Consider the following 23,380-nt stretch of genomic DNA (forward strand, 5'->3'; position numbering starts at 1 on the left):
CCCGGCCCGACCCGATGTCAGTCGACGAGTCCGCCGCGGTAGGCGAGCAGGGCCGCCTGCACCCGGTTGGCGGCGCCGATCTTCGAGAGCACGGCCGAGACGTAGCCCTTGACGGTGGCCTCGGACAGGTGGAGCTTGCTGCCGATCTCGGCGTTGGACATGCCCTGCCCGATGAGGCCGACGACCTCGCGTTCGCGTTCGGACAGCGACGCGAGCAGGCGGCGGGCCGGTGCGGCGGCGCGGGCCTCGTCGCGTTGGGCGTTGACCATGCGGGCGGCCACGCTCGGGTCGAGCACGGCGCCGCCGCGGGACAGGTCGCGCACGGCGCGGACCAGCACGCCGGGTTCGATGTCCTTGAGCAGGAAGCCGTTGGCGCCGAACCGCAGGGCGAGGCTCACGTATTCGTCGACGTCGAACGTGGTGAGCATGGCCATGCGGGGCGGTTCGGGCAGGCTCTGCATGGCGCGCAGGGCGCGGATGCCGTCGTCGGGTTGCCGCATCTTGATGTCGAGCAGCGCGACCTGGGGACGCAGACGTCTCGCCGTCTCGACCGCCGACCGTCCGTCGGCGGCCTCGCCGACGACCTCGATGTCGGGCGCCGCGGACAGCATCGCGCGCAGACCCTGGCGCACGAGCTCCTCATCGTCGGCCAGCATGACTGTGATCAACGGTTTGCCTCCCGGAGGGGGGAACGGGATGGACAAGGTCCTACGCCGTCGGCGACAGTGCTACCGGGCGGTAGTTCGCTAAGCCTAGGCGATCGCGGCGATCCGTATGGTCCACTTACAAACATTCGTCCCGCTGCGGTTAGACTCCACCGCGCAAGCCCTCGTAGCTCAGGGGATAGAGCACCGCTCTCCTAAAGCGGGTGTCGCAGGTTCGAATCCTGCCGGGGGCGCCCAGGTCAGAGGCGATTTTTAGACGCAAGCCTCGGTCCGCGTGGTGCCGTTCATGGTGCGAGGTGCCGTAACCTCGCACCATGGCGACCAGCGGAAAAGCCAGTGCGCAGCGAACCCGAGGCAGGGTCGAGACCCTGCCGAGCGGCGCGCTCCGCGTCACCGTCTACGCCGGTATCGACGCGATGACCGGACGTAGGCACTACCTCCGTGAGACAGTCCCGGCCGGTCCCGACGCGGCCAAGCAAGCCGAGAACGTCCGCATCAAGCTCGTCAACGAGGTCAACCAGCAGCGCAGTCCACGCACGAATGCGACCGTCAACCAGCTCATGGATCGTTACCTTGAGCTGCTGGATGTCGACACCACCACCCGGCGCCGCTACGAAACAGTCATCCGGAGTCACGTCCGACCGCTGATCGGCAAGCTCACACTAGCCAAGCTCGATGCCGAGACGATCGACTCCTTCTACCGAACGCTGCGCACCTGCCGGACGCACTGCGGAGGCCGGCAGTTCGTCGAGCACGACGTCAAACACGACCATGGCCGACCCCACCGTTGCACGGACCGCTGCCGGCCCCACGAGCACCAACCTCTGGCAACAGCGACCATCCGCAAGATCCACTGGTGCCTCAGCGGGGCGTTCAAGGATGCGCTCCGGTGGCGGTGGACCACGGTCAACCCTCTCGACCAGGCACAACCGCCACGCGGCGGCCAGGCGAATCCTCAGCCCCCAACGGCGCAGGAAGCAGCGAAGATCGTCAACCGTGCGTTCCAGGAACTGCGTTGGGGCATGTTCGTGTGGCTCGCAATGACCACCGGGGCACGTCGCGGCGAGCTCTGCGCCCTGCGCTGGGACCAGCTCGAACTCGATCAAGCCACGGTCTGGATCCGCACCGCCATCGCACAGGACGGGGCGAGCACGTGGGAGAAGGACACCAAGACCCATCAGCAACGCCGCATCGCGCTCGACGCAGAAACTGTCGCCCTATTGCGGGCATACCGCCAACACTGCGATCGGGAAGCGGCGTCGGTGGGCGCCGAGCTGGCCGATGACGGGCGCGTCTTCTCAGCATCGGTCGACCACTCAACCTGGGTCAAACCATCGACGGTCTCGCAGCGCTACCGGCGTATGTGCAAGGCGCTTGGTTGGGACATGCACATCCACCAGCTGCGCCACTATTCGGCCACCGAACTGATCGCCTCCGGAGTCGACCCGCGCACCGTGGCGGGCCGTCTCGGACACGGCAGCGTGGCGCGACGACCTTGCGCGCCTACGCGGCATGGGTCTCGGAAGCCGACCAACGTGCGGCCGGCACGTTCACAGCCCGTATGCCACAAGCGCCGGTCACCATCGACTCCGACGGCAACGTCCAAACCGACACCGACACCGAGGCCGAGTCGACGAACCCCTACGAGAAGATCGCCGCCGACATCCGTGGCGCAATCTCGGCCGGGTTTCTGTCACCGGGTTCAATGTTGCCTCCTGTCAGTGAACTCGCGACCCGCTACCACGTGTCAACAGGAACAGCGCACCGCGCAATCGCGGAACTGAAGTCAGCGGGCTACGTAGCGGCGAGCCGCGGCAAACGTGCGACGGTGACTTACCCATCGGAGCCATCCGAACCCGAGGTGGACACCAGTACGAGACGGTTCAGCTAACCACGAAACCACCCCCAGGGACACTGCTCCGCTCGGCTGAAGACGCACCATTCCCGACTCACCCTCACCAGTGGGCGACTAATATCCGGCGCCATGACAGCGCAATCTCAAATTTCCCAATTTGGAACTGCGAGCGACCTCGAAGGGAGCGGCTCGGAATCACATCCCAAACACAAGAAGCCCACCCTTCCCAGGCGAGTACTAAAATCAATTGGATTATGGATTAAACGTGAGACACAAGATACCTATCGGACACACAGCCTGCACACCTTCGAACCACTAGTAGACGAAAAACTGATCACTCCGAAGTTGGCAAAAAAGATGCGATGGAGCGCCCATCGAGCCGAGTATAGGGCAATCTACGCAAGCATCTTCATTCTCATTGGCACAGCGCCGGTAGCCGGATTGACCCGGTCCCCTCGAGACACCGAAAGGATGAGTTCCCCAGCACTTTTCTTCGCTTTTTCGCTGCTACTCGTCATAATCATCCACGTCGCAAAGATGTGGGGATCGCGCTACGCACGAGATCGCATCCAGCTTCAGGTCAAACAGCTTCTGGAGTCCATCCGCGAAGTCAACGCAGTCGCCTCCGGAGATGCGAAACCTTGTCGCTTCGGAAACCCGTCCAGGTGGGCACACCTAGGAGTACGAGATTTTCGATCAAAACTCAGACGAGCAGCAACAACCATCCCGGGCCAATTTATCGGTATCGACGGACGGGGGCATCAGAACGGGGACACGATCGTCCGCGACAAGCTCAAGGTAGCGCTCCTGCACGGACTAACGAACGCGCCGATCGTCGGTAACCAGAAGGCCCGCGACGACCTTAAAAAGCTCCTCATCGGGATTTCAACTTCAATGATGACCCCAAACCCCGCCACCAATCTGGAACCGTCACTAAGACACTATCCAACACGGTGCGGTTACAGCTCCGAGCCACTAAAGACATGGTCGTGGCGCTGGTACAAACTGTCACCTCCGGTCATTATCTCTATTATTGCACTACCAGTTCTCGCCTTCCTCGTATCCAGGACGATCAACATGCCTACGTCCGCGGGGTTCCTGCTAGCCGGGGCCGCCACCGGCGGGCAAGCGATCGTCAAATATCTTGAGTACAGACGGAAACGCTGAGGACGCCAGCCACCTCGGTTTGCCGTGCTCAGACGGATGGCCACCGCACGGTGAGAACGACCGATTCTTCGAGAGCTTCCCAGGTGTGGTCCACGCCTGGCCCCCAGGTCGCATAGTCACCGGGACGCGTGAACATCGCCTGGCCTTGCGTGGACTCGACGTGGAAGTGGCCGTTGATGAGCATGACGAGGGTGGTGCGCTGGTCGTCAGTGGTCCAGCCAGGGCGCTTGTCGCCCTTAGGGTGGGTGGCCCACTTGACTTCGACATCACTGGTGGAGCGGACGCCGTGCGACGGGTCGAGGAAGTGACCGACGATCCAACCTCGCGTGTCGGCGCCGTCGTCTGCAGCGTTGCCGGTGTGCCAGCTTTCGGTCACCGTGTCTCCCATGCGATCGACGGCGGCTTTACGCGCTGTCCGCCGATCTCGGAAAGCCGTCGGAGGCCCTGCAGGAACGCGAACAGTCCTTCGTTGCTCCACGTTACCTCGCTGATCAGCTCTGCCAGGAGCTCCGGGTCACGCGTCGAGTATCGCCGCAGGTTGGACGCCTCCCAGTTCGCCTCCACCTGGCCGCCGTACTGCACCCAGAACTCTTCGTCCTCGATGACGATCAGGCTGGGGAACTCGTAGTTCCCGCTGACGAGGTTGAAGCCGAATGCGGTGCACTCCATCCTGATCCGCTCGCCGACGGGCCGTTCGAGAAGCCAGCGCATCGGGTCGGTCAGTCGACTGGGGTGCATGGGATCGGCGCTTCGCTGGTCGCCGAGGGTGTTGTCGATGTCGTCGCGCCCGAACAGCTCTTCCTCGGTCTCCCGCAGGAGTGTCAGTCCGAGCCGCGTGTCGCCGCGCAGGTCCGCCATTGGTTGGTGGAATCCCTTGGGGATGACCGAGAGCTGGCGATTGGCGTTGAGGACGTTGCCGGACCGTTGTTGGACGAGGATCAGATAGTCCGCTTCACCGTGCAGCCCCGCGGGACGTGCGATGGCGCAGAGTGCGAGCGCACCGCCCGCGCACACTCGGCTGCTGGGGTCGACGACGGACGACAGTTCGGGCAGGAAACGGTCCCGCAGCGGCAGTTCGCCGGCGGCGGGCGGGCCGTTCCCACTTGCGAGCGCGTCGAGGAGTTCCCCTTCGAGCAGGTCCATCGTCAGCGCGTACTCCACGAACGGCAGTACTCCGACGCGACCGCCGATACCATCGGCGCCGACCTGGATATTCTCGAGCCCGTACAGCGGCATGTTCACGAGCCGCGTTCCGAGCTCGAGTGTCTCCGCGAGACGTGTCACGGCTGCGTCCGTGGTCAGCTCATCGACGACCGTCGACGCTCCTCGGTCCTGCTCGTTGAACACCAGGCCGTCGAACGTCGTTACGAGAGGGCATGCGAGGTCGAGCCATTCCGGTCTGGTCAGGATCGTCGTGCTGACGTGCTTATCAGCGATGCTTGCGGTGTAACGGCCGTAGCCGTCGGTGGCCTGCCCGTAGTACTGCTCCAGCGCGTGGGCGACCTGTGTCGAGGTGACGCCGCCGCGTCGAGTGCCGCGATCGCGGAGGTCTCGGACGTCGATGGACGCCAGCCGTTCGGCTACCCGCCGGCGATGCGTGCCGGCTTCCCCGCCGCTATATGTATCGAGCCATTCGAGCGCGGCACTGATGTGCGGGTCAGCGGTCAGGCGGCGTTCGGCGTCCGCATGCGCCGACGGGTTGGACGTCTCGTCCACGTCGGCGGGTTCGCCGAGCTCGTCGGAGAACCGCTTGCGAGCCGATGCCGATGCACGCTCGTAGGCGGTGTCCAACAGCTGCTGGATATCCGACTTCGGCGTGATGGCAGGGTTCTGATGCCACGATGCGACGGTGCGGACGCCGATTCCCAGGTACTCGGCGAACCGCTCATGACTGAGGCGCAGGGCGCCTTGCAGAGCACACGCGGTGCGTCCGGTCCACGGTTCCGTCGGCATGGTCAGCGGTCCCGCCGGCTCGTCAGCTCGCGCAGTTGCTCGATGACAGTCGCCAGCCCCGTTTCTATTCGCGAGAGCCGGCCCTCGAGTGAATCCATGCGCTGTTCGAGCCTCTCCGCAATAGCGTCGCCCTGGTCCCCAGAATCGTCTTCGGGCGGCCGACGACCGTTCAGAATCGCGTCGAGATAACCGGGATTCCAGCCCAACGTGGTCGACAGCGATTCGAGGGTTCGCGGACTACGTTTCCGGTTGACCGTGTTCCGCTGAATTTCACGGACGATTGCCGAGGAAACCTGCGACCGTTCCGCCAATTCACGCTGGCGCCAGCCGAGCTCTTTGACGCGATCGTTGATGGCCTTTGCGACCGCGGCCCAGTCTTCCGACACGCACTCCTCCGTGTTCCCGTTCCCGCGCCGCACCGTAGCGGACGAAGATGCATGGCCGCCGGACCAACCGCCATACAGAGAACACTTCAACCACAGTATCGATGATTTCATTCATAGATCGCTGAAATCGTCGATTTCTAGCCTGTGGACTCGAGCTTGAACAACCCACGCAGACGCCACCGCCTACGCGACGAAAACCCGTCCAATAACGACACAGAAATGCCATTCAGCACGAGTCCTGCATTGGTTCTGCATTTGTACCGCACTGGTCATGCATGGTTGATGGGATCGATTTTTCCTTGAATCGGAGCCATGGATATAAACCAGAACGAGACGCCCCGAGAGGGCACCCCGGAAACCACAGGAAACCGTAAACCCCAACCAGCGTTCTACACCGTCAAGGAAGCTGCGGAGCTTCTTCGAGTCGGGGCGTCGACGCTGTATCGCATCATCCGCGAGGGCGACTTCCCGGCGATCCGACTCCGCTCGCGCTACGTCGTCCCCGCGGAGGCTCTCGACCAGCTCCTCGAAGAGGCCAGGGCCACGGGCAGCGTCGTCGACCCCTGCCGCCTCGCCGAACAGCGGCGCACGGCGCGGGAAGTCGCGCGGTTCGGAGGTGCGCGATGAGGAAGCCCGAGGACTTCGATCACTTCGACGACTACCTGTCGGCCCTCGCGGCAGACCTCAACCGCTACACCGATGTGCCTGGGAACGTGCTCGAACACATCGTGCGCCGGGACGGATCGTGCATGTGGCTCTACACCTTCGGCGACATCCCCGAATGGACGGGCAACGACACCACCGATCGCCGACTTGCAGAAGAGATCTGCCGGGACTGCCCCGTCCAGGAGATGTGCCTCGAACTGGAGCTCCGACAGTCGGGACCCTTCACGACCGGAGTGTGGGGCGCACTATCCGAACAGGACCGCCGCTCGCTGTATCTGGTCTGGAGGGATCGGCGCGACGGCATCCAGGGTGGTGATCACGAATGAACGCATCACTCGTACAGCCGCTGGTCGCCATCGGAGCGGTGCTCAGCGTGGTCGTCCTGTGGAAGTTGGCGACGATGAAGCGCCGGAAGCGTCGGGAGAGCGAACGTCCAAGCGCTCGCCTGCTGTCGCTGTTCGGCCGGGTTGCCGTCACAGCCCTGTTGATCGTGGGTGTCCAGTGGGCGGTACTCGTGGCCGCTCCCGATAATCAGGGCCTTCTGCTGGGCGTGCTCGGGGTTCCGGCGTTGTTCGCCGCTCACGCGATCACGAAGGCCGTGACGGTGACGACATCGGAGGCTCCCCGTACGCGGGGTGGTCGGCGATGATCCGCCGGCAGGACGGGGACAGGTGGCCGCCTCCGGGCGGCCACCCGCCACCCCCGCAGAAGTGGCACGGATCGAACGCGTGCGTATTCAGGTGGACCGCTTGTGCTGGGTGGGCATCACCCTCGGACTGGCGTTCACGATGACCAACGTTCAGCACTTCGCCGCGGCCGGATCACCGGCATGGTCGCTTCCGTGGCTTGCTGCATGGCTGCTCGACCCGACGGTGTCGCTCGTACTCATCGCGATCCTGCGTGCCGAGCAGGTGACGGCCAGGTACGGCGTTGCGATGGGTCCGTGGGTTCGTCGCGCGAAATGGTTCACGCTCGGCGCGACCTACGTCATGAACACATGGTCGTCGTTCGCGACCGGTTCATGGTCCGGCATCGTGCTGCACTCGGTGCCGCCGCTGCTGGTGTTCATGGCGGCCGAAGCCGTAACCGACCTCCGCGACCGCCTCACGCTCGTGGCGAGTATCGCGGGAACACAGACACCCGAGGTTACACCGGCACCTGAGACAGCAGCGGCAGCCAATGCCACAAAGGACTCCGCTTCGGCGGCGGGTCGTCGCAAGCTGTTCGCCGACTACCTGGCCGACGCGCGCCGCGCCTGGACTCCGGATGTCGAGGTCACTCCTGCCTGGGTGCGCAAGACCACCGGGTGTTCCCGCGGCCTGTCTTCTCGACTCGCATCTGCTCTGACTGCCGAGATCACGGAACAGGAGGGCTCGTCATGACCACGCACGAACCGCGTGAGCGCTCGGCCGTGAACGGGCGCCGTGAACAGTACTACCTCGAACCGAGGGTCTTCGACGCCGAACTCATCGACGAGGACGCATCCACGAACGCATCAGGCAAGTCACCGTTCACACGGCTCGCCACCTTTCTGCGCGAGTGGTGGACGGGTTCGACGATGACACGCGTTCGCTCTGTCGCCGGATACCGCCTGCGAAAGCTCCCCCTCGACATCGTCCGGCTGCTCTGGTTCGTAATCCGCGGACACGGCCGGTGGATCAGGAAAGCGTGGACATGGTTCACCTACGGCGACCTGCGAGCCGACGCTCGCTCCGCACGGCTCGCCGGTGACGCCGAGGCACGTCGCACAGCCCAGGAGACACTGCGGGCCGATTCGAAGGCTCGCTGGGGCCGGGCCGCGATCGTCCTGAGCCGCTGTGCGATCGGTGCGGCTGCTCTCGTTCCTGTCGCGCTGTCGTTGTGGGCGGTCGATTCCCTCCTGGATCGCCGGGACATGTGGCCGTGGCTCGTGAACGTGTACGAGGTACTCGACGTCACCTGGAGCGTGCTGGTCGGCTTCACGTCCGTACTACTGGTCGTGGGGCCCGTCGGCTGGCTGGTCGCTGCAGCGTGGGAGGGGCGCAGCCATGAACCCGGCGCCGGGTGGCTCACGCGCGCGGACCGTGACGACGCCGATTCCTGGATCGACGAGCGCATGGTGTCCAAGGCACTCGGGCATCTGGGCATCGGACCACTCAACGCGTTCTTCAAGAACGGCGGCGAGCTGGTCTACAGCGTGCCGGCACGCCGGGACGGCAATGGCACCTATACCCAGGTGCGGCTCCCGCTCGGTGCCACGGCGGACATGGTTGCTGACCGCCGGGACAAGCTTGCTGCGAACCTGGGCCGGGCGAAGCTCGAGACCTGGCCTACCGAGGGCGACGAGGCCGGCGTCCTGGACCTGTGGGTGTCCGACAAGGGCGCGCTCGCAGGCGGAGCGGGCGAATGGCCGCTCCAGCACGACGGGCACGTCGACGTCTTCGAGGGTGTTCCCTTCGGGTTGACGCAGCGCGGCATCGTCGTCAACGCGCCGTTGCTCGAGGCCAACTGGCTTATCGGCGGAAGGCCTGGCCAGGGCAAGTCCGCAGCGCTGCGGACACTACTGCTCGGCACTGCCCTGGACCCCACGGCCGAGCTGTGGATCTTCGTGATGGGCGAGTCGCCGGACTTCGACCCGTTCGACGCCCGAGCGGCGCGGTATCGCATGGGCATCGACGACGCCGTGGCCGAAAGCGCCATCGAAGCCCTCGAGGATCTCCTCCAGGAGATGGAACGTCGCGGCAAAGTCCTCGGCGAGCAGCCCGGCCGACCACCGAAGGTGTCGCGCAAGCTGGCCGACAAGCGCAACCTGGGACTACATCCGCTGGTTTGCGCCATCGACGAGTGCCACGAACTCTTCCAGCACCCGACGTACGGCAAGCGCGCGGCCGAACTCGCGATTCGGCTCATCAAGCGTGGCCGGAAATACGGGATCGTGCTCCTGCTGGCGACACAGTCGCCGACGAAGGACTCCATTCCACGCGAGGTCACACGCAACGTGTCCTGCGGCGTGGCGTTCTCCGTCGCCGACCAGATCGCCAACGACGGGCTGCTCGGCTCCGGCAAGTACCGCGCCGGCATCCGGGCGACCGACCTGCGCATGAAGACGGACCGAGGAACGTGCGTGGCGGTCGGCGTCACGGACGAGAACTTCGACCTGATCCGCACGTTCTACATCCCGTTCGAGGACGAGGTCGACATGGTGACACCAGTGATCACACGGGCACTGGGGATCGTCGACGAGACAGGAAGGACCATCGACGCGACCCGACGTGCTGCACTGGAGCGCGCAGCCGCCGACCACCTCGCGGACATCGCGGCGGCGTTGCAGGACGAGCGGCGAGTGCCCACTCGAGTCGTCCTAACTCGCCTGGTCGAGCAGGACCCGGTCGAGTACGAAGGCTGGACGTTCTCCGGCCTGAAGTCGGCCCTTGCCGAGCACGACATCACACCGCGTAAGTCCGGCGGCGTCCACGTCATCCGTGCGGAAGACGTCGACACGGCGCTCGCACAGCGGGGAGAAGAGTGAGGGAGCCGGGAGGGAGCGAGGGAGATCTCCCCCGCTCCCTCCCCTACCCAACTCCCCATCGTGACCAGCGCAAACAGGCTCAAGGGAGCTGCCGCCCGCAGTCTCATCGGAGCGCTCTGGCCGGGGCGCTGACGGCCCTTGCTCACAGCTCCGTGAGCTCCCTCCCTCACCGATCAACCGCCTCCGGAATGGGTATGCGAACGAGGCAAGGAAAGCACGGCTGCCCCTGAACCTGCGACAAGAACTCGACGCGCTCGCGTGGCAACTGCACGCGGCAGTAGGCGACGAGTACGTCGGGTGGCGCCGCTTCGTCCCGGCCGGCCGGGACGACGTGACAGACCCGCTGCGTCTCGCCCACCGTCCCGGGAAGCGGACGGACGAACCGCAACAGTGGCTCCGACGGAGTCATCGGAACCACCTCCCGAAGAACCGCCGGACCCGGCCTGGTTTCCCTCGCGGTGTCAGACCTTCGTTGTCCGAGTAGTGAGGTGCGACTACGTGACGTCGGCAGACAGAGCACCTCGTACGTGGCGCGCTGAGCATCGACGCCGCTACGACGCGTGTCCCACACACGCTGTCGAAGACTCCCTCGCCACGCCCGGCCGCGAACGACTCGTCGGTGACGACGTGCTCGACCAGATCCGGCGCACAAGTCATCCAGGTCGCCGCCGTGCCCTCGTCGTGTATCTCTGCTGTTCCGGTCGCTGTGGCTCTTACCGGTGCCATCGCCCCTCCTCTGTTGTGGAGCACCCGGGGCCGGGAAAACCGCGCGGACATCGGCGTCGGGGAACGGAGCCGTCTCCGGCAGGAACATCCCGGCACCGGGTGCCTGCGACCAACCCAAACGCGACTGCAGGCGGGGACCCAGAGCAGAAACGATGAACCTTCGCCGACCAAATGTTGCACTCAGCGGATTGACCTGTGGAAACGCACTCTTGCTAATATGGTTCCCGGCAGCTGAGGGGAGGCCCCATGATGTCCGGTCGACGGACGAACCTGGCGGCCGCACGCAAGTCGGCGGGCCACACCCAAGAAAGCCTGGCCGCCGCGCTGCACATCGACCGATCCACGGTCATCCGCTGGGAAGCAGGCGACTACACACCACTTCCCTACCTCCGGCCGAAACTCGCACGCCTCCTGCGGCAGACCCCCGAGCAACTGCACGCGCTGTTCAACATTGCCGGCACCGCACCTCCAGCCGAACCGCTCAGCAAGGACATCGCTCACGCATGTGCGTGGCTCGACCAGCGCCTCGACTGGCCGTCGGGGGCGAGCGCTCGCAGCGTCGCTGACCGACTGCCCTCGGTACGTCGCGACCTACCAGCCCGACGCGCTCGCCGAGCACGCGTCACCCAGCAGCAGATCGCACGGGCGCTACGCGCCTACTACGGCGACGACCCCGTGTACTCGACCTACACCGACGGTGACATCACCACGAGCATCCTCACCCGAGCCGACTGGCTCGACCTGCAAACGCCGCTAACCTCCGAACACGAACACAGCACCGTCGAAACCTCAACGGGCGAGCGAGGAACCGTCGAGATCGACCCAGCCGCAGCGCTCGACCGTCTCGCCGAGGTCGAAGCCGCCGGCGTCCGACTGACCAACGACAGCCTCTACCGCATCCTCGACATCGACGTTCGCGACGACGGTCTCCACACGCGCCTCGGCGTTGCCGAGTTCCTCGAGTACGCCCTCACGCTCGACCTCCTCGAGAACGAACTCCTCGACGCCATCGCGGACGGACGCCGCACCGAGCCCGGCACGCTCCCGCTACGCGACAGCTACCTTCCCGACCTGGCGTCCGTTACGGGCCTGTCGGACCGCCTGTGTGTCGGCGGGATTGTTGTCCTCACCGCGATCGCCCGCCCCGGAAACGACTACGCCGTGCTGCTGCAGGACCGATCCGCAGCCGTAGTGAACGCTCCGAACCAACGGACCGTCATCCCCAAGGGCTTCCACCAGCCCATCACCGACACCACCGCCGACGCGCCGTTCCGCGTCTCACTGCTCCGCGAGCTGGAGGAGGAACTGTTCGGCCGAACCGATCTCGACGGCACGCTCGGCCCCTCACTTGCACTCGCGCCGCTCCACGAGGGCCGCCTGTCCGCACCCATGCGCTGGCTCCACCACCATGACGCGCTACGCCTCGAGATCACCGCCCTCGGCATCAACCTCGTCAGCGGCAACCTCGAATGCGCCTGCCTCGCCACCATCGACAACCCCGACTTCTGGACCACCTTCGCCGGCGACATCGAAGCCAACTGGGAAGCACAAGGCCTCGAGGCCCACGCGGCGCTAACAGTCAGTCGGCCAATCGGCCCGGGTCCGGCGAGCACGCCCTGGAACAACGAAGGACTATTTGCATACGTCCAAGGACTTAACCGAGGCACCTAACAAGATGCCCAGTGCGAGGCCCTCGACGACACAAATGCGGAATGATCGCACCTGCGATACCCATGGATCGCGGCCGTCGTCGTTGCGACGGCCACAGGATTATGACCCGCAAAATCACCCGTCAGGAGCAGAAACCGGTGGTAGAGCGGCGAACCAGCGGCCTCCGTCGTCACACCGGAGGCACGGTCGGAGCCAGTTCATGGACAGAACCATGGACAAGCCGTGCCCGGCCCCGGATACCCCCGCGGGGCATGATCGCCAACGTCCCGGGAGCGATGACGGCACTCGGTTCCGCATCGACAGCCGCGACCGCGCCAGAATCACTCATGAAGGGCGCGGGCCCACCGGCCACCGTCCGGGCCGGAGTGGTCCCGCCAACCTATGTTCCTTTATATACCTAAATCCTCGATGAACACCCTGTTGCCGAGGTCCTGACCTCAATGCCCGGCATCGGAGTCAGGATCGCAGCGGAGCAAACTTTGTGTCGTAGGTCAGAGTCCGACTGCCAGGCGAACCGCATCCACCGCTTCTAGGGCTCGGTCGAGCGGGATCCGTTCCTCCTCGATGCGTCGATGTCCGGTGTGCTCGGCGTCGAGCACGCGCACGTAAACGGCCCGCTCATCATCCTGCAGCCGGCCCACGGACCTCGGATCTCCGGCCTGGAGTGATCGTCCGTTCTGATGTGGACGGGCAGGACAGTGCCGATATTCGGATCCGTGCTCGCCTCGTAAGCAGTCCGGACTTACCCGTCATGAGTATTGCCTTCGTCGCCGACGCGCTTACTCACGATCGGGTTTTAGCTTGCGCGCGACGAGCTCACTGCATAGCACGACGACCGGTAGGGCTGGTGTGCGCCTCTGGCGCTCCTGCCGAGCAAGCCCGCTTACCGGGTCAACCACCGAGACCGGAGGTGAACCGGGGCGCCACGCAGCGATGGGTCGGTCCTTGGCGCAACTACCCAAGGCTGTCGAGGGCCTCCAGGATACGGCGCCCTGCTTCGTCGGCCACCGGGCGCAGCTCTTCCCGTTCGGGTACGGTCACCATGACCTGCGGATCAAGTGCTTGGACCAGGGTGCGACCGTCATCCTGGGCGCGGACCACGACGTTGCAGGGCAGCAGAAGCCCGATCTCGCGTTCGGCGTTCAGCGCGCGGTGCGCCAGCTGTGGATTGCACATGCCCAGGATGACGTAGGGCTCGATGTCCTCGTCCAGCTTGTCCTTCAGCGTAGCCTGCACATCGATCTCGGTGAGCGTGCCGAAACCATGGGCCTGGAATGCTTCTTTCACCTTGGGCACGGCCTCCGCGTAGGGGACGTCGAGCGTCCGAGACAGCGCGTAGTCCATGATCCGAACCTCCTCGGATGATCGGTTCCGTCACTAGAATGACTACCCGGCGGATCCAGAATGCACGCACACCAGTGCGTCAGAAGACCGAGTCGTTCCGCTTGGAGACACCGAGGCCAAGGAGTCTCCGCGTCTGGAGCCTGAGCCAGGTTCCGCGAGCGCGGCGAAGGTGCGTAGGGGCAAGTTCGTGGTGAAGGCGAAAGATCCGGACGCCACCGCGGCAGCCGCGGCACCAGCGAGGAGAACGAGGCCGAGTTGGTCAGCAGCGCGGCGTGCAAGGACGCCTTCTTGGCTGTTCGGTCACCCTCGGCCGACGAACATCCGCAAGAACCCACCGAGGCCTCCGTGCTGGGCGCTCGGGCCGCAGTCGCACCGTTGGGATTGCGACACTCCCGCAAGCAGCTGTTCCACATGCTGGTCGCACCCTGCGTAGGTCGGCTGGCCGCACTTGCGGCACTCAACGCGACCACACATGTTCCACTTTTCGTTTCTCTTCCTTGAGTGAATTGTCAATGCGGCCTGGCACGCCCTCTCATCCCAGTGCCGAGGGGTCGACGACGGCGGCCACGGCGACGAAGACCGCTACGGCCAGCACGACGAAGGCGAACCAGCGACGCATGGTAGACGAGTTCAGCCGCGTCGACAGCCGAGCGGCCACGATAGAAACCACCAGGGACGTGCCTGCGAACAACAACAGGACCCGGTAATCGATGGTCGCGATCGAGCCGGCATGCGCGGCGAACCCAGCCACCGAGTTGATCAAGACCACAACCAGAGAGGTCGCCACCGCTTGCTGCGCTCCCAGACCGAGCAGCAGAGTCAGGGCGGGGACGATGATGAAGCCACCGCCGACGCCGAACAGTCCGGTGAGCACGCCGACGGTCGCGCCGGCGAACACGGATTTGGGCAGGCAGGTGCGCCAGTTGATCCCGCCCTGCTGGGTGCGGCATGCGCCGGTCTGGTTCTCCCCGCCGCGCAGCATTCGCACCGCAACGATGACCATGAGTGCGGCGAAGGCCAGCAGCAGCCAGCGCTGCGGGACGAGCTTGCCGAGTGCGGCTCCGCCGAAGGCCGCGGGGATGCCGGCCGCGCCGAAGACCAGCGCGACCGGCCACCGCACCGCGGTGCGCCGCTCGCGCGGGAACAGGGCACCCAGCGAGGAGAGCGCGACCACGGCCAGCGAGGTGGGGATCGCCATCTGCAAGGGCTGTCCGACGCCGTAGACCAGAGCTGGCACGGCGAGGATCGAACCACCGGCACCGAGAAGTCCCAGCGCCAACCCGATCACGGCGCCGAACACCGCTGCCAACAACAACGAAACCACCTATCCCGGCAGCGGACACATCAACTGCCACCGCCGGCCTCAACGCCGTGCACGCGTCTGCCAGAGAGCAGCCCTCAGCCGCGCGGCCCGTTTCCTCCGGTGAGGGCCCCCAGCAGGGCTCGACCGTCGGTGCTGGGAGTGCGGTTGCGGGGCAGCAGCCCGAGCACGCGCGACATCGCGCAGGTGTTGCTCACCGCGGCGAAGGCCAGACCCGCGCCGACGAATCCCGCGATCCACTTCAGCGGTTCGTAGGCGGTGCTGGCCACGACGGCGGTAAGCACGAGCAGCCCGGCGACCAGCCGCACCTGCCGCTCCATGTCCCACGTGCCGCGCCCCCGGTTGAGCTCGCCACCATCCTGCTCCCAGCCGGTTATGCCGCCGCGCAGGACGCTGAGTCGGTCCAGCCCGGCGCTCTCCAGCAGAGTGCGGGCCTGCTCGGCACGGCCACCCGAGGCGCATACGAGCACCACCGGGTCGCCGTGCTGCGCGGTGAGTTCCTCGCGGTGCTCCCGCAACAGGTGCAGGGGGACGTTGTAGGAGCCCGGGATGTGCGAAGACGCGAATTCCCCGGGCGCGCGCACGTCGATCAGCCGGATCTGGGGGTCGGCCTCGCGCAAATGGCGGATCTGCGCGGTGTCGACGGTCTTGGGCAATGCTTGGGGCATTCTTCGGATACCTCCGCGTTCGTGTCCGTGGTTGCTGTCAGCTTCCGTCGGTCATAGGCACGCCGGCGTCGGCAGCGGCGTCGAACATGTCGTCGATGAGCACGGCCGTGCGGCCGGCCGCTTCCAGCAGCGAAGCCGCCGCCGCGGCGCGGTAACCGCTACCGCAGTGCACCCACACCGCACCCGCCGGAACCTCGCTGAGGCGGTCCTTGAGCTCGTAGAGCGGAACGTGCACCGCACCGGCCACGTGGGAAGCGGCGAACTCGTTGTTGGTCCGCACGTCCAGCACCACCTCCGGAGCCGGAAGCCCGTTGGAAGTACCAGCCAGCGCCGCGGCCAGATCGCCGAAGGTCGCGGTCGGAGTACTGCGCAGCTGGCCGGAGTCGGCCGCCAGCTCCTTCGGGGAACCCACCGCGGCCGCGGCGAACTTGTCGATGCCGATGCGGGCGAGCTCGCGCTGCGCCTGGCCGACCTGCTCGCGAGACTCCCCGAGCAGCGTGATCGGGGCGCCCCAGTCGATCATCCAGCCGAGCCAAGTCGCCATCGGACCGTCCAAGCCGAGGCTGACCGTTCCGGCGAGGTGCGAGACCACGTAGGCCTTGCGGGAGCGCAGGTCGACTACCCACTCCCCGTGCTCCAAGCGGCGCCGTAACTGCTCGGGTTCGGCGCGGGTCGGCTCGCGCAGGTCCAACGGCTCCGGACCGGTGGTGTTCTGCACACCCATGTGCGCGTAATAGGCCGGGTAAGCATCCAGTCCCGCGAGGGTCTGTTCGACGAAATCGCCCTCGGCCAACGTCAACGCCGGGTTGATCCGCTTCTGCTCGCCCACCGTGGCCGAGTCGCCCGAGGCCTGCGTAGCCGAGCAGAAACTCCCGAACCCGTGGGTCGGCCAGATTTGCGCGCCATCCGGCAGGGTCGACGCCAGTTTCTGCGCCGAAGCGTGCTGATGCCGGGCCAGGTCCTCGCTGTGCTGCTCCCCCAGCAGATCGGTGCGCCCGGTCGTGCCAAACAGCAGCGACCCTCCCGTGAATACCCCCGCCGGGCCATCCACGCCCTCCAGCACGAAGGACAAGTGGTGAAAGGTGTGCCCCGGGGTGGCCACCGCCCGCACCTGCATCCGCGGCGAGAGCTCCACCGCCTCGCCGTCAGCAAGCGGGCGCCGGTCAAACGGCACCTCGTCAGCAGCCGCCAACCCGTACTCCGCCCCGGTCAGGCGAGCCAATTCCAAGCCCCCGGAGACATAGTCGTTGTGCACGTGCGTGTCGAGCACCAGGCAATCCGCACGCCCAACCTACCGGCGGCAGCGATCACCCGATCCACGTCCCGCTGCGGGTCGACCACCACGGCCACCTCGCCGTCGGTGGCCAGATAGCTGCGATCCCCCAGCGACGAGGTCTCGATCACCTCGACCACCAGGCCACCGGCCAGCCGGTCCTCCTCCACCGCATCCATAGCCGTCACCGTTGCGCACCCCTTTCGACTTCGTTTCCTGCTTCGATCCAGCCCGATGTCCCACCGGACACCGAGATCGCTCGTCCACCGGCTGCGTTCATCGCCTCGGCCGCTTTGAAGCTGCGACCTCCCGAGCAACAGATGACGTAGCACTCCTCACCCGCGAACCGCTCCGGCGCGGCCAGCACGTCCGGCGACGGCACGTTCACCGCCCCTGACACGTGGCCGAGACGTACTCCTCAGGCTCACGCACATCGACCAATCGGGTACCCCGCCGCCACATTCCGGCGAAGAGGTCGGCGCTTACTTCGGGCGTCTGCTCAGACAACAGATCCTCTTTACCCCTGGGGGTATAAACGGGCCGCACGGGTACACATCACCCGACGAGCGGCACCGCAGAGCCTCCACTCAGGCGAGCGCGAGGAACAAGCGCTCCAACTCCTGCTCCGTCATCGGCGGTTCATCGCCATCCTCACGGGCCTGCTGGCAGTAACGCATCCCGCTGGCCACGATCTTGAACCCAGCACGGTCCAAGGCGCGCGAAACCGCAGCCAACTGGGTCAACACCTCAGCACAGTCACGCCCTTCCTCCATCGCCTCGATGACACCACCCAACTGGCCCCGGGCCCGACGCAACCGCGTCAAAGCGTCGCCCACCATTTCCGGCTTCATCTCCACGACGACCATCTCCCTTCTCTCGCCTCAACCTACCAAACCCCCAGGGGTATTCCAATCAGCTGGGAGGCCCTTCAGTCCGCTCCAGCCCCCAATCGGCGACATTGCTTCTCCCGACCCGGTACAGGACGCTTGCCGCGACACCCGATCCCCACAGGCGTGCGACCTACAAGGGCGGCAGAATCAACTCGACGGAGTCGAATGCGGCTGACGCAGCCGCAGCGGATAAACCACTGTCACAGCTTCCTTCAGCAGCCCCTACGCTCCCCACCGAGGTCTCCGGTCAGATGTTGATCTTCTTGGTTGCCAGTCACCTACAACACAATGGTCTCCATCGTCAGCTCCATTCCCGCGCTGACCTGCTGTTTCTTGATTACGGAGCCACGCTAAGGTTTTACCCTTGGGCTAAGGTCAAGGATGAGGGTCGATGAAGGAGACCGTTGTGGGCTTGACTGTGGGTGCCGCGGGTGTGAGCGGAAGCGGTGCGGCTGTGGGTACCCAAAGGACTTCTTCCACCTGTGGAACGCACGGCGGCGGGGTACCGTTTGTTCGCCGATGCCGATGTTGGCGTGTTGCGGTTAGTCCGCCAGGCCAAGACGCTCGGACTCCAATTGTCGGAGATTAAGGACGTTCTCGATCTGCAACGCGGCGGCGCCACCCCCGTGCGACCACGTCACCGAACTGCTCGACGGCCGCATCGCCGAGATGGATCGCACCGTTGCCGATCTTCGCGCCCCTACGCCGCTCGTTGACTTCTGCCCGCCATACCGCCCGAGACGGCCAGCGCCGCGGTGAGCGCGCCGTCATCTGCCAGCTCATCGAGCACGCCGAATGCGAAGCGGAATAACGCGAACGTGCTTCACGGACGGGCGCGCAGTGCCCACTTTGGTGTGAGACACGCCAAGGTAAGCGCCTCCGGTCGCCATGCGCTGGCTAAGGTGGCGGTCGTGAAGAAGCTCTTGATCTCGAAGCACGGCCGGGGCAGGTGGATCCTGCTGCCGGTGGCGTTGCTGGGGCTTCTTCTGATTCAGATCGTATTGCTTCCTGCGCATGGAATGGCGACGCACGACACCCTCCTGGGTGCGTCAGGTCACTCGTCGGTGGCCGCGCCATCCACGCACACGGCGACGGCTGGTCACGACGAACAGGGGGCGGCTAACCATAGCCATAGCCCCGACGGCGGGGTCCCCGACTGCCACGCCGCACCTCACATCGCTGATATCGCCTCGATTCGCGTGCCCGGTGACGACAGCGTGTTTGGACCCGGCGCTTTCCTGGTATTGATGGCCGGGGTTCTGACCGTTTCGTTGCTGCTTCGACGACCGCCGACAGCTTATCGACGATGGTCTTCACGTCCGCCCTGGCGCCCGGCCGGGTCGGATCTGCTGACATGCGTGTGTATCGCACGGACCTGATTTTGCTCACAGTGTCACGCACCTGATTCGCATCTCCGACAGCACTTCGCGGCTGGACATGACGTGCCCGCCCTGTTTCCATGCGGTGCTGGGGTTTTCGTCCCATTTGACGTGGGCCGCCACCTTGTGGCGACGACTCGCGCCGTGAGAATTCGGAAATGCGACCTGGTGTTGTTCGCTGATCGCTCGTTTGTTTCCCCGACAACGACTTGAGCGAAATGCGCACGCATTTTAACGGGCGCATCTTCAGGAGGTTTTCGCAGTGATTCACAATTCGATGATCAGCTGTGTCGGATCCACCCCCATGGTCCGCCTGAACCGTTGTTTTCCCGATCCGAATTTGGACGTGGTCGCTAAGCTGGAAATGCTCAACCCGGGCGGCAGCATGAAGGACCGCCCGGCCCGTTTCATCGTCGAGCAGGGTCTGCACGACGGGACTCTGCAGCCTGGCATGCGCCTGGTGGAGAGCACGTCTGGCAATTTAGGCATCGCGCTGGCCATGGCGACGAGCCTGCATGGGCTGTCGTTTACGGCGGTGGTGGACCCCAAGACATCTTCGGCGAATCTGCGTCTGCTGGAGCTGTTCGGCGCGGACGTGGAGATGGTGACCGAACCTGATGAGGCGGGCGGTTACCTGCATACCCGAGTCCGCAGAGCGCGGGAGTTGGTTGAGGCGACACCGGATGCGGTGTTGGTGAACCAGTACGCCAACGACCTCAACTGGCGCGCCTACTTCGAGACGGCCGGTCAGGAAATTCTCGATGTGGTCGACGGGCCGATCGACTATCTGGTCGCGGCGGTGTCCACGAGCGGCTCCATTCAGGGCATCGCGCGCCGGTTGCGGCAGGAACACCCGGGCATGAAGGTCGTGGCGGTCGATGCCGTCGGCTCGGTGATCTTCGGCGCCAAGGCCGGGCCCCGCCAGCTGCCCGGGTTCGGTGCCAGCCGCGTTCCGGAAATCCTCGACGTGAACGAGATCGACGAGGTTGTCCACGTCGGCGATGCCGAATCCGCGGCGGGGTGCCGGCGTCTGCTGGCGACGGAGAAGATCTTCGCGGGTGGGTCTTCCGGCGCGGTGGTCGCCGGGATCGAGCATCTGACCTCGCGGCTGGATCATGCGGCACGAGTGGTCACGGTGCTGCCGGACCGGGGTGAGCGCTACCTCGACTTGGTTTACGACGATGCCTGGGTGGCCGGTCTTCGTGATCCGTGGCAGGAGCCCGAAGCGGTGGTCAGCTCGTGACCAATACGCTCAAGACACGTCCGCGAGAGGGCGTTCCCGAGCACGACAAGCAGGCGTCGAACGCCGATCGCCGGAACTTGCTGTTGCTGTGGGCGGGCCAGTTCGTCAACACCGCCGGGTTGATGATGTTGGTGCCGATCATGCCCTTCTATCTCAAAGACATGGGCGTGCTGGGTCTCGCGCAGACCCAGACTTGGTCCGGGGTGGCCATCGCTGCCCCGGCCCTGGCCTTGACCGTGGCCACCCCCCTGTGGGGCCGGCTCGGTGACCGTGTCGGTCGCAAATGGATGGTGGTCCGCGCCTTGCTCGGACTGGGTCTGGCAATGGTGGTCATGGCCGCTGCTTTCACCCCGCTGGTACTCGTGGCGGGGCGGCTGCTGCAGGGAGCGCTCGGTGGCGTGGTCGAGGCGGCGGCAGCGTTCGCCGGGTCGACCGGTTCGGATAAGAAGCGCGGGTCGTCGCTGGGCAAGTCGTTCAGTGCCACCGCGGCCGGCGCGTTGGCCGGTCCCATCGTCGGAGGTCTGTTCGTCGGTGCTGGCGGGTTACGGCAACTCATGCTCGTCATCGCCGCGACAGCGGTGGTCTTGGCGGTGGGGTGTGCCGTCGGTTTGCGGGAACCGAAGCGCACACGTACCTCGGACCGTGCACAATCACCTCGCGAGCGGGGCGGGGCAATGCGGGTTCCTGGAGCGGTGCCGCTGGCGTTGGCCGCGATCGGGGCCTACTTCGGGGTCTACGGGTTGATTCCCGTGTTCGCCGAACACGTCAGCGGCATCGTGGCCGCGCCGAATGCGGCGAGCCTGTGGACGGGCGTGTTGCATTCGGTGATGTGGGGCGCACGCTGCTCGGGTCGTTCTGGTGGGGCAAACGCAACGACGTCACCGGACATCCGGTTCGCGCCTTCGCGCTGGCGGCGGGGGGCTGTGCGGTGAGCATCGCGGCGGTCGTGCTCCCGCTGGGGCCGGTCGCGTTGATCCCGCTGCGGCTGGTGCAGGGATTCTGCTTCGCCGCACTTGCCCAATCGCTGTTCCTGCACTTCAGCCGGCACGCGCCGGAGGAACGCAAGAGCTCGTTCGTCAGCACGGCGAACAGTTTCCTGCTGGTCGGGCAATCGGTGGGACCGCTGCTGGCCGGTCCACTGGTCATGGCCCTGCCCGTCAGTGGTGCTGTCCTCGTGATGGCCCTCGCCTCGCTCGTGGCATGCCTGCTGGCTGTAGGCCCTGCCCGTGCGGAGGATCATGCCGGTGCCGACGAAGCGGCGGACGAGCAGACCCCGCCCGTGTCCGCAGGTACTCCGGCGAACACGGAAACCCACCGTGATCCGTCCCCGGAGTCCCCAGTGGGTGGGGTCCAGGTCCGCCCGTTCCATGCCTGGTTGCTCGCCCCCGACCGTCTGCGCAACGAGGCTGATCGACATGCAATGCCCTGGTATCAGGCCGATGCCGAACAGGCCCTGCGCGTGCTGGACGGATGGAAACGACGGCGGGTCCTCGTGCGCGAACCAGAGCGAGGTTTGTTCGCCTATGAACAGCAGGGCCCGCTGGGATGGCAGCGCGGCGTGATCTCGGCAGTGCACCTGGACAGTCGGCTGCTGCCGCATCAGGACGTGATCCCGGCCCGCACCGAAGAGATCGCCGAGCTCATGCGAACCAGTGGAACCATTCCGCCCGTACTGCTCGGCTACTCCGGCGACGGGCGCACGGCCGCCCACCTCGACGCCGCGACCCGACGTCGACCACTGGCGCAGGTCTTCACCACAGCAGGACAAGAGCACCGAGTCTGGCGACTCGACGACCGTGACAGCTGGGCGGACATCATCGACGAACTCCAGTCGCGGTCAGCGCTGATCGCCGATGGCCACCACAGGCATACCGCGGCCCGCCAGCTTCGGCGGCAACGGTACGCAGCCGGGCACGGTGCTGGCCCGTGGGACTACATTCCAGGTGTCCTCGTAGACACCAAACACAGTCCGTTGCGGCTCCAGCCCATGCACCGGGTGCTACCTCGTGTGGACCCGGGGAGGCTGTTTGCGGCCGCAGCACGGCAGTTCCGCCTCACTCCCCTCCGGGGATCGCTGGAGAGATGGGTCGAAGTGCTTCAGGCGCATGCCGCACGCGGTCCTGCCTTCGTGCTGGCCACGGGAGATCACGCGGTTCTGCTGACCCACCCGCATCCTCGGTTTCTGCACCGATCTGTAGGCCGGTTACCGGAACAACTGCAGAGCCTGCACGTCGGCCTGCTCCACGCCTTGATCACGCTCGAATGGCAAATACCTGCCTCCGGCATCGGCTACGAGCCCCGCGCGGCCAAGGCGCTACAACGAGCACGCGCAGAAGCAGGGGCAGTAGTGTTGACCCTTCCACCTACCGAGCGGGACTTGCACGCAGCCGCGGCCGCAGGCATTCGCCTCCCGCACAAAGCCGCCTCGTTCGGCCCGGCACCGCACCCGAGCCTCCTGCTACACACCCTCAACTGGACCGAGCAGCATGCCGGGAATCCATTGCGTGAGCGGCTCAGCCCAGACCAACAAAGACCATGACGACCGGTGGAGCCCTACCCCGGCTCTGGGTCTGGGGTAAGGGCTGGGGCTGCCAGGAAAACGAGCCGTGACAGTGCATTCCACGCTGCGCCGTGACCGGCCACCGGTTCGCCCTCATCCGCTGCT

25 protein-coding genes, 1 tRNA gene and 1 pseudogene are annotated in these 23,380 nt (G+C 65.7%); 15 read left to right on the plus strand and 12 right to left on the minus strand.

Annotated elements, in window-relative coordinates:
• Positions 1–17 precede the first annotated feature (17 nt).
• Positions 18–668, minus strand: coding sequence for a response regulator transcription factor (locus BJF85_RS19245; protein WP_075849476.1), 651 nt, complete (start codon positions 666–668; stop codon positions 18–20).
• Positions 669–825: 157 nt separating this feature from the next.
• Here BJF85_RS19245 and BJF85_RS19250 point away from each other — a divergent pair.
• The 4 genes from BJF85_RS19250 (at position 826) to BJF85_RS27500 (ending at position 3,687) form a co-directional block, all read left to right on the plus strand.
• Positions 826–898, plus strand: a tRNA-Arg gene (locus BJF85_RS19250).
• An 81-nt stretch (positions 899–979) separates the two neighbouring features.
• Complete coding sequence (locus BJF85_RS19255) at positions 980–2,449, plus strand: site-specific integrase (protein ID WP_255375775.1); 1,470 nt, start codon at positions 980–982, stop codon at positions 2,447–2,449.
• Positions 2,356–2,556 carry a GntR family transcriptional regulator gene (locus tag BJF85_RS30495; RefSeq protein WP_255375786.1) on the plus strand — a complete coding sequence of 67 codons (201 nt, stop codon included), beginning with the start codon at positions 2,356–2,358 and terminating at the stop codon, positions 2,554–2,556. The genes BJF85_RS19255 and BJF85_RS30495 overlap by 94 nt, the downstream gene beginning before the upstream one ends.
• A 93-nt stretch (positions 2,557–2,649) precedes the next feature.
• Entirely contained in the window at positions 2,650–3,687 is a 1,038-nt protein-coding gene (locus BJF85_RS27500) for a hypothetical protein (RefSeq protein WP_158057025.1), read from the plus strand.
• A 28-nt stretch (positions 3,688–3,715) separates the two neighbouring features.
• Here the strand turns inward: BJF85_RS27500 and BJF85_RS19260 are convergent, their stop codons facing one another.
• The 3 genes from BJF85_RS19260 to BJF85_RS19270 are packed head-to-tail and all read right to left on the minus strand — an operon-like array spanning position 3,716 to position 6,026.
• Positions 3,716–4,063 (minus strand): signal peptidase I, encoded by a 348-nt coding sequence (locus BJF85_RS19260; RefSeq protein WP_075849477.1) that lies wholly within the window; start codon positions 4,061–4,063, stop codon positions 3,716–3,718.
• Positions 4,060–5,640: a transcriptional regulator gene (locus BJF85_RS19265; protein ID WP_075849478.1), complete on the minus strand. Its 1,581-nt coding sequence runs from the start codon at positions 5,638–5,640 to the stop codon at positions 4,060–4,062. The genes BJF85_RS19260 and BJF85_RS19265 overlap by 4 nt, the downstream gene beginning before the upstream one ends.
• 2 nt (positions 5,641–5,642) lie before the next feature.
• On the minus strand, positions 5,643–6,026 hold the full coding sequence (locus BJF85_RS19270) for a transcriptional regulator (RefSeq protein WP_075849479.1): 384 nt from the start codon (positions 6,024–6,026) through the stop codon (positions 5,643–5,645).
• Positions 6,027–6,338: 312 nt separating this feature from the next.
• Between BJF85_RS19270 and BJF85_RS19275 the strand changes: the two genes are divergently transcribed.
• The 6 genes from BJF85_RS19275 to BJF85_RS19305 all read left to right on the plus strand — a co-directional run bounded on the left by BJF85_RS19275 (position 6,339) and on the right by BJF85_RS19305 (position 12,597).
• Entirely contained in the window at positions 6,339–6,653 is a 315-nt protein-coding gene (locus BJF85_RS19275) for a helix-turn-helix domain-containing protein (RefSeq protein WP_083666541.1), read from the plus strand.
• Positions 6,650–7,018: a WhiB family transcriptional regulator gene (locus tag BJF85_RS19280; protein WP_075849480.1), complete on the plus strand. Its 369-nt coding sequence runs from the start codon at positions 6,650–6,652 to the stop codon at positions 7,016–7,018. Before BJF85_RS19275 ends, BJF85_RS19280 begins: the two co-directional genes overlap by 4 nt.
• Positions 7,015–7,341, plus strand: coding sequence for a hypothetical protein (locus BJF85_RS19285; RefSeq protein ID WP_075849481.1), 327 nt, complete (start codon positions 7,015–7,017; stop codon positions 7,339–7,341). Before BJF85_RS19280 ends, BJF85_RS19285 begins: the two co-directional genes overlap by 4 nt.
• Positions 7,342–7,363: 22 nt before the next feature.
• A complete protein-coding gene (locus tag BJF85_RS19290) occupies positions 7,364–8,074 on the plus strand; it encodes a hypothetical protein (protein WP_187346935.1) in 711 nt (236 codons plus the stop codon).
• Positions 8,071–10,200, plus strand: a complete 2,130-nt coding sequence (locus BJF85_RS19295) for an FtsK/SpoIIIE domain-containing protein (RefSeq protein ID WP_075849483.1) — start codon at positions 8,071–8,073, stop codon at positions 10,198–10,200. The genes BJF85_RS19290 and BJF85_RS19295 overlap by 4 nt, the downstream gene beginning before the upstream one ends.
• A 975-nt stretch (positions 10,201–11,175) precedes the next feature.
• Positions 11,176–12,597, plus strand: a complete 1,422-nt coding sequence (locus BJF85_RS19305) for a helix-turn-helix transcriptional regulator (protein ID WP_139320722.1) — start codon at positions 11,176–11,178, stop codon at positions 12,595–12,597.
• A 491-nt stretch (positions 12,598–13,088) separates the two neighbouring features.
• Here the strand turns inward: BJF85_RS19305 and BJF85_RS27505 are convergent, their stop codons facing one another.
• From BJF85_RS27505 to BJF85_RS19335, 7 genes and pseudogenes are all read right to left on the minus strand, one after another.
• Positions 13,089–13,238 (minus strand): hypothetical protein, encoded by a 150-nt coding sequence (locus BJF85_RS27505; protein WP_139320723.1) that lies wholly within the window; start codon positions 13,236–13,238, stop codon positions 13,089–13,091.
• Between the two features lie 313 nt (positions 13,239–13,551).
• Positions 13,552–13,941 carry a DUF302 domain-containing protein gene (locus tag BJF85_RS19310; RefSeq protein WP_075849485.1) on the minus strand — a complete coding sequence of 130 codons (390 nt, stop codon included), beginning with the start codon at positions 13,939–13,941 and terminating at the stop codon, positions 13,552–13,554.
• A 532-nt stretch (positions 13,942–14,473) separates the two neighbouring features.
• Entirely contained in the window at positions 14,474–15,256 is a 783-nt protein-coding gene (locus BJF85_RS19315; RefSeq protein ID WP_075849535.1) for a sulfite exporter TauE/SafE family protein, read from the minus strand.
• Between the two features lie 83 nt (positions 15,257–15,339).
• Positions 15,340–15,930, minus strand: a complete 591-nt coding sequence (locus tag BJF85_RS19320; protein WP_075849486.1) for a rhodanese-like domain-containing protein — start codon at positions 15,928–15,930, stop codon at positions 15,340–15,342.
• A 37-nt stretch (positions 15,931–15,967) separates the two neighbouring features.
• Positions 15,968–17,382: pseudogene (locus BJF85_RS19325) on the minus strand (rhodanese-like domain-containing protein).
• Positions 17,383–17,387: 5 nt separating this feature from the next.
• Positions 17,388–17,603, minus strand: coding sequence for a rhodanese-like domain-containing protein (locus tag BJF85_RS31600; RefSeq protein ID WP_369822229.1), 216 nt, complete (start codon positions 17,601–17,603; stop codon positions 17,388–17,390).
• 187 nt (positions 17,604–17,790) lie between these two features.
• Complete coding sequence (locus BJF85_RS19335) at positions 17,791–18,042, minus strand: metal-sensitive transcriptional regulator (protein WP_369822237.1); 252 nt, start codon at positions 18,040–18,042, stop codon at positions 17,791–17,793.
• A gap of 533 nt (positions 18,043–18,575) precedes the next feature.
• On the opposite strand from BJF85_RS19335, the gene BJF85_RS30500 reads away from it, so the two are divergent.
• Both BJF85_RS30500 and BJF85_RS27510 read left to right on the plus strand, forming a co-directional pair.
• Complete coding sequence (locus BJF85_RS30500) at positions 18,576–18,809, plus strand: MerR family DNA-binding protein (RefSeq protein WP_255375776.1); 234 nt, start codon at positions 18,576–18,578, stop codon at positions 18,807–18,809.
• A gap of 195 nt (positions 18,810–19,004) precedes the next feature.
• Entirely contained in the window at positions 19,005–19,472 is a 468-nt protein-coding gene (locus tag BJF85_RS27510) for a hypothetical protein (RefSeq protein ID WP_139320724.1), read from the plus strand.
• Between the two features lie 6 nt (positions 19,473–19,478).
• On the opposite strand, the gene BJF85_RS31605 is transcribed toward BJF85_RS27510, so the two are convergent.
• Complete coding sequence (locus BJF85_RS31605) at positions 19,479–19,655, minus strand: phage protein NinX family protein (protein WP_139320730.1); 177 nt, start codon at positions 19,653–19,655, stop codon at positions 19,479–19,481.
• A 79-nt stretch (positions 19,656–19,734) separates the two neighbouring features.
• Here BJF85_RS31605 and sbnA point away from each other — a divergent pair, with 79 nt between their 5' ends.
• Genes sbnA through BJF85_RS19355 form a run of 3 tightly spaced genes read left to right on the plus strand, consistent with a single transcriptional unit; the run spans position 19,735 to position 23,254 of the window.
• A complete protein-coding gene (gene sbnA / locus BJF85_RS19345) occupies positions 19,735–20,715 on the plus strand; it encodes a 2,3-diaminopropionate biosynthesis protein SbnA (protein ID WP_075849487.1) in 981 nt (326 codons plus the stop codon).
• Positions 20,712–21,647, plus strand: a complete 936-nt coding sequence (locus tag BJF85_RS19350; protein WP_075849488.1) for an MFS transporter — start codon at positions 20,712–20,714, stop codon at positions 21,645–21,647. Before sbnA ends, BJF85_RS19350 begins: the two co-directional genes overlap by 4 nt.
• Complete coding sequence (locus tag BJF85_RS19355; protein WP_075849489.1) at positions 21,545–23,254, plus strand: MFS transporter; 1,710 nt, start codon at positions 21,545–21,547, stop codon at positions 23,252–23,254. The genes BJF85_RS19350 and BJF85_RS19355 overlap by 103 nt, the downstream gene beginning before the upstream one ends.
• The last annotated feature ends 126 nt before the right edge of the window (positions 23,255–23,380 follow it).

This window comes from Saccharomonospora sp. CUA-673 (genome assembly GCF_001942305.1).
GTDB lineage: Bacteria > Actinomycetota > Actinomycetes > Mycobacteriales > Pseudonocardiaceae > Prauserella.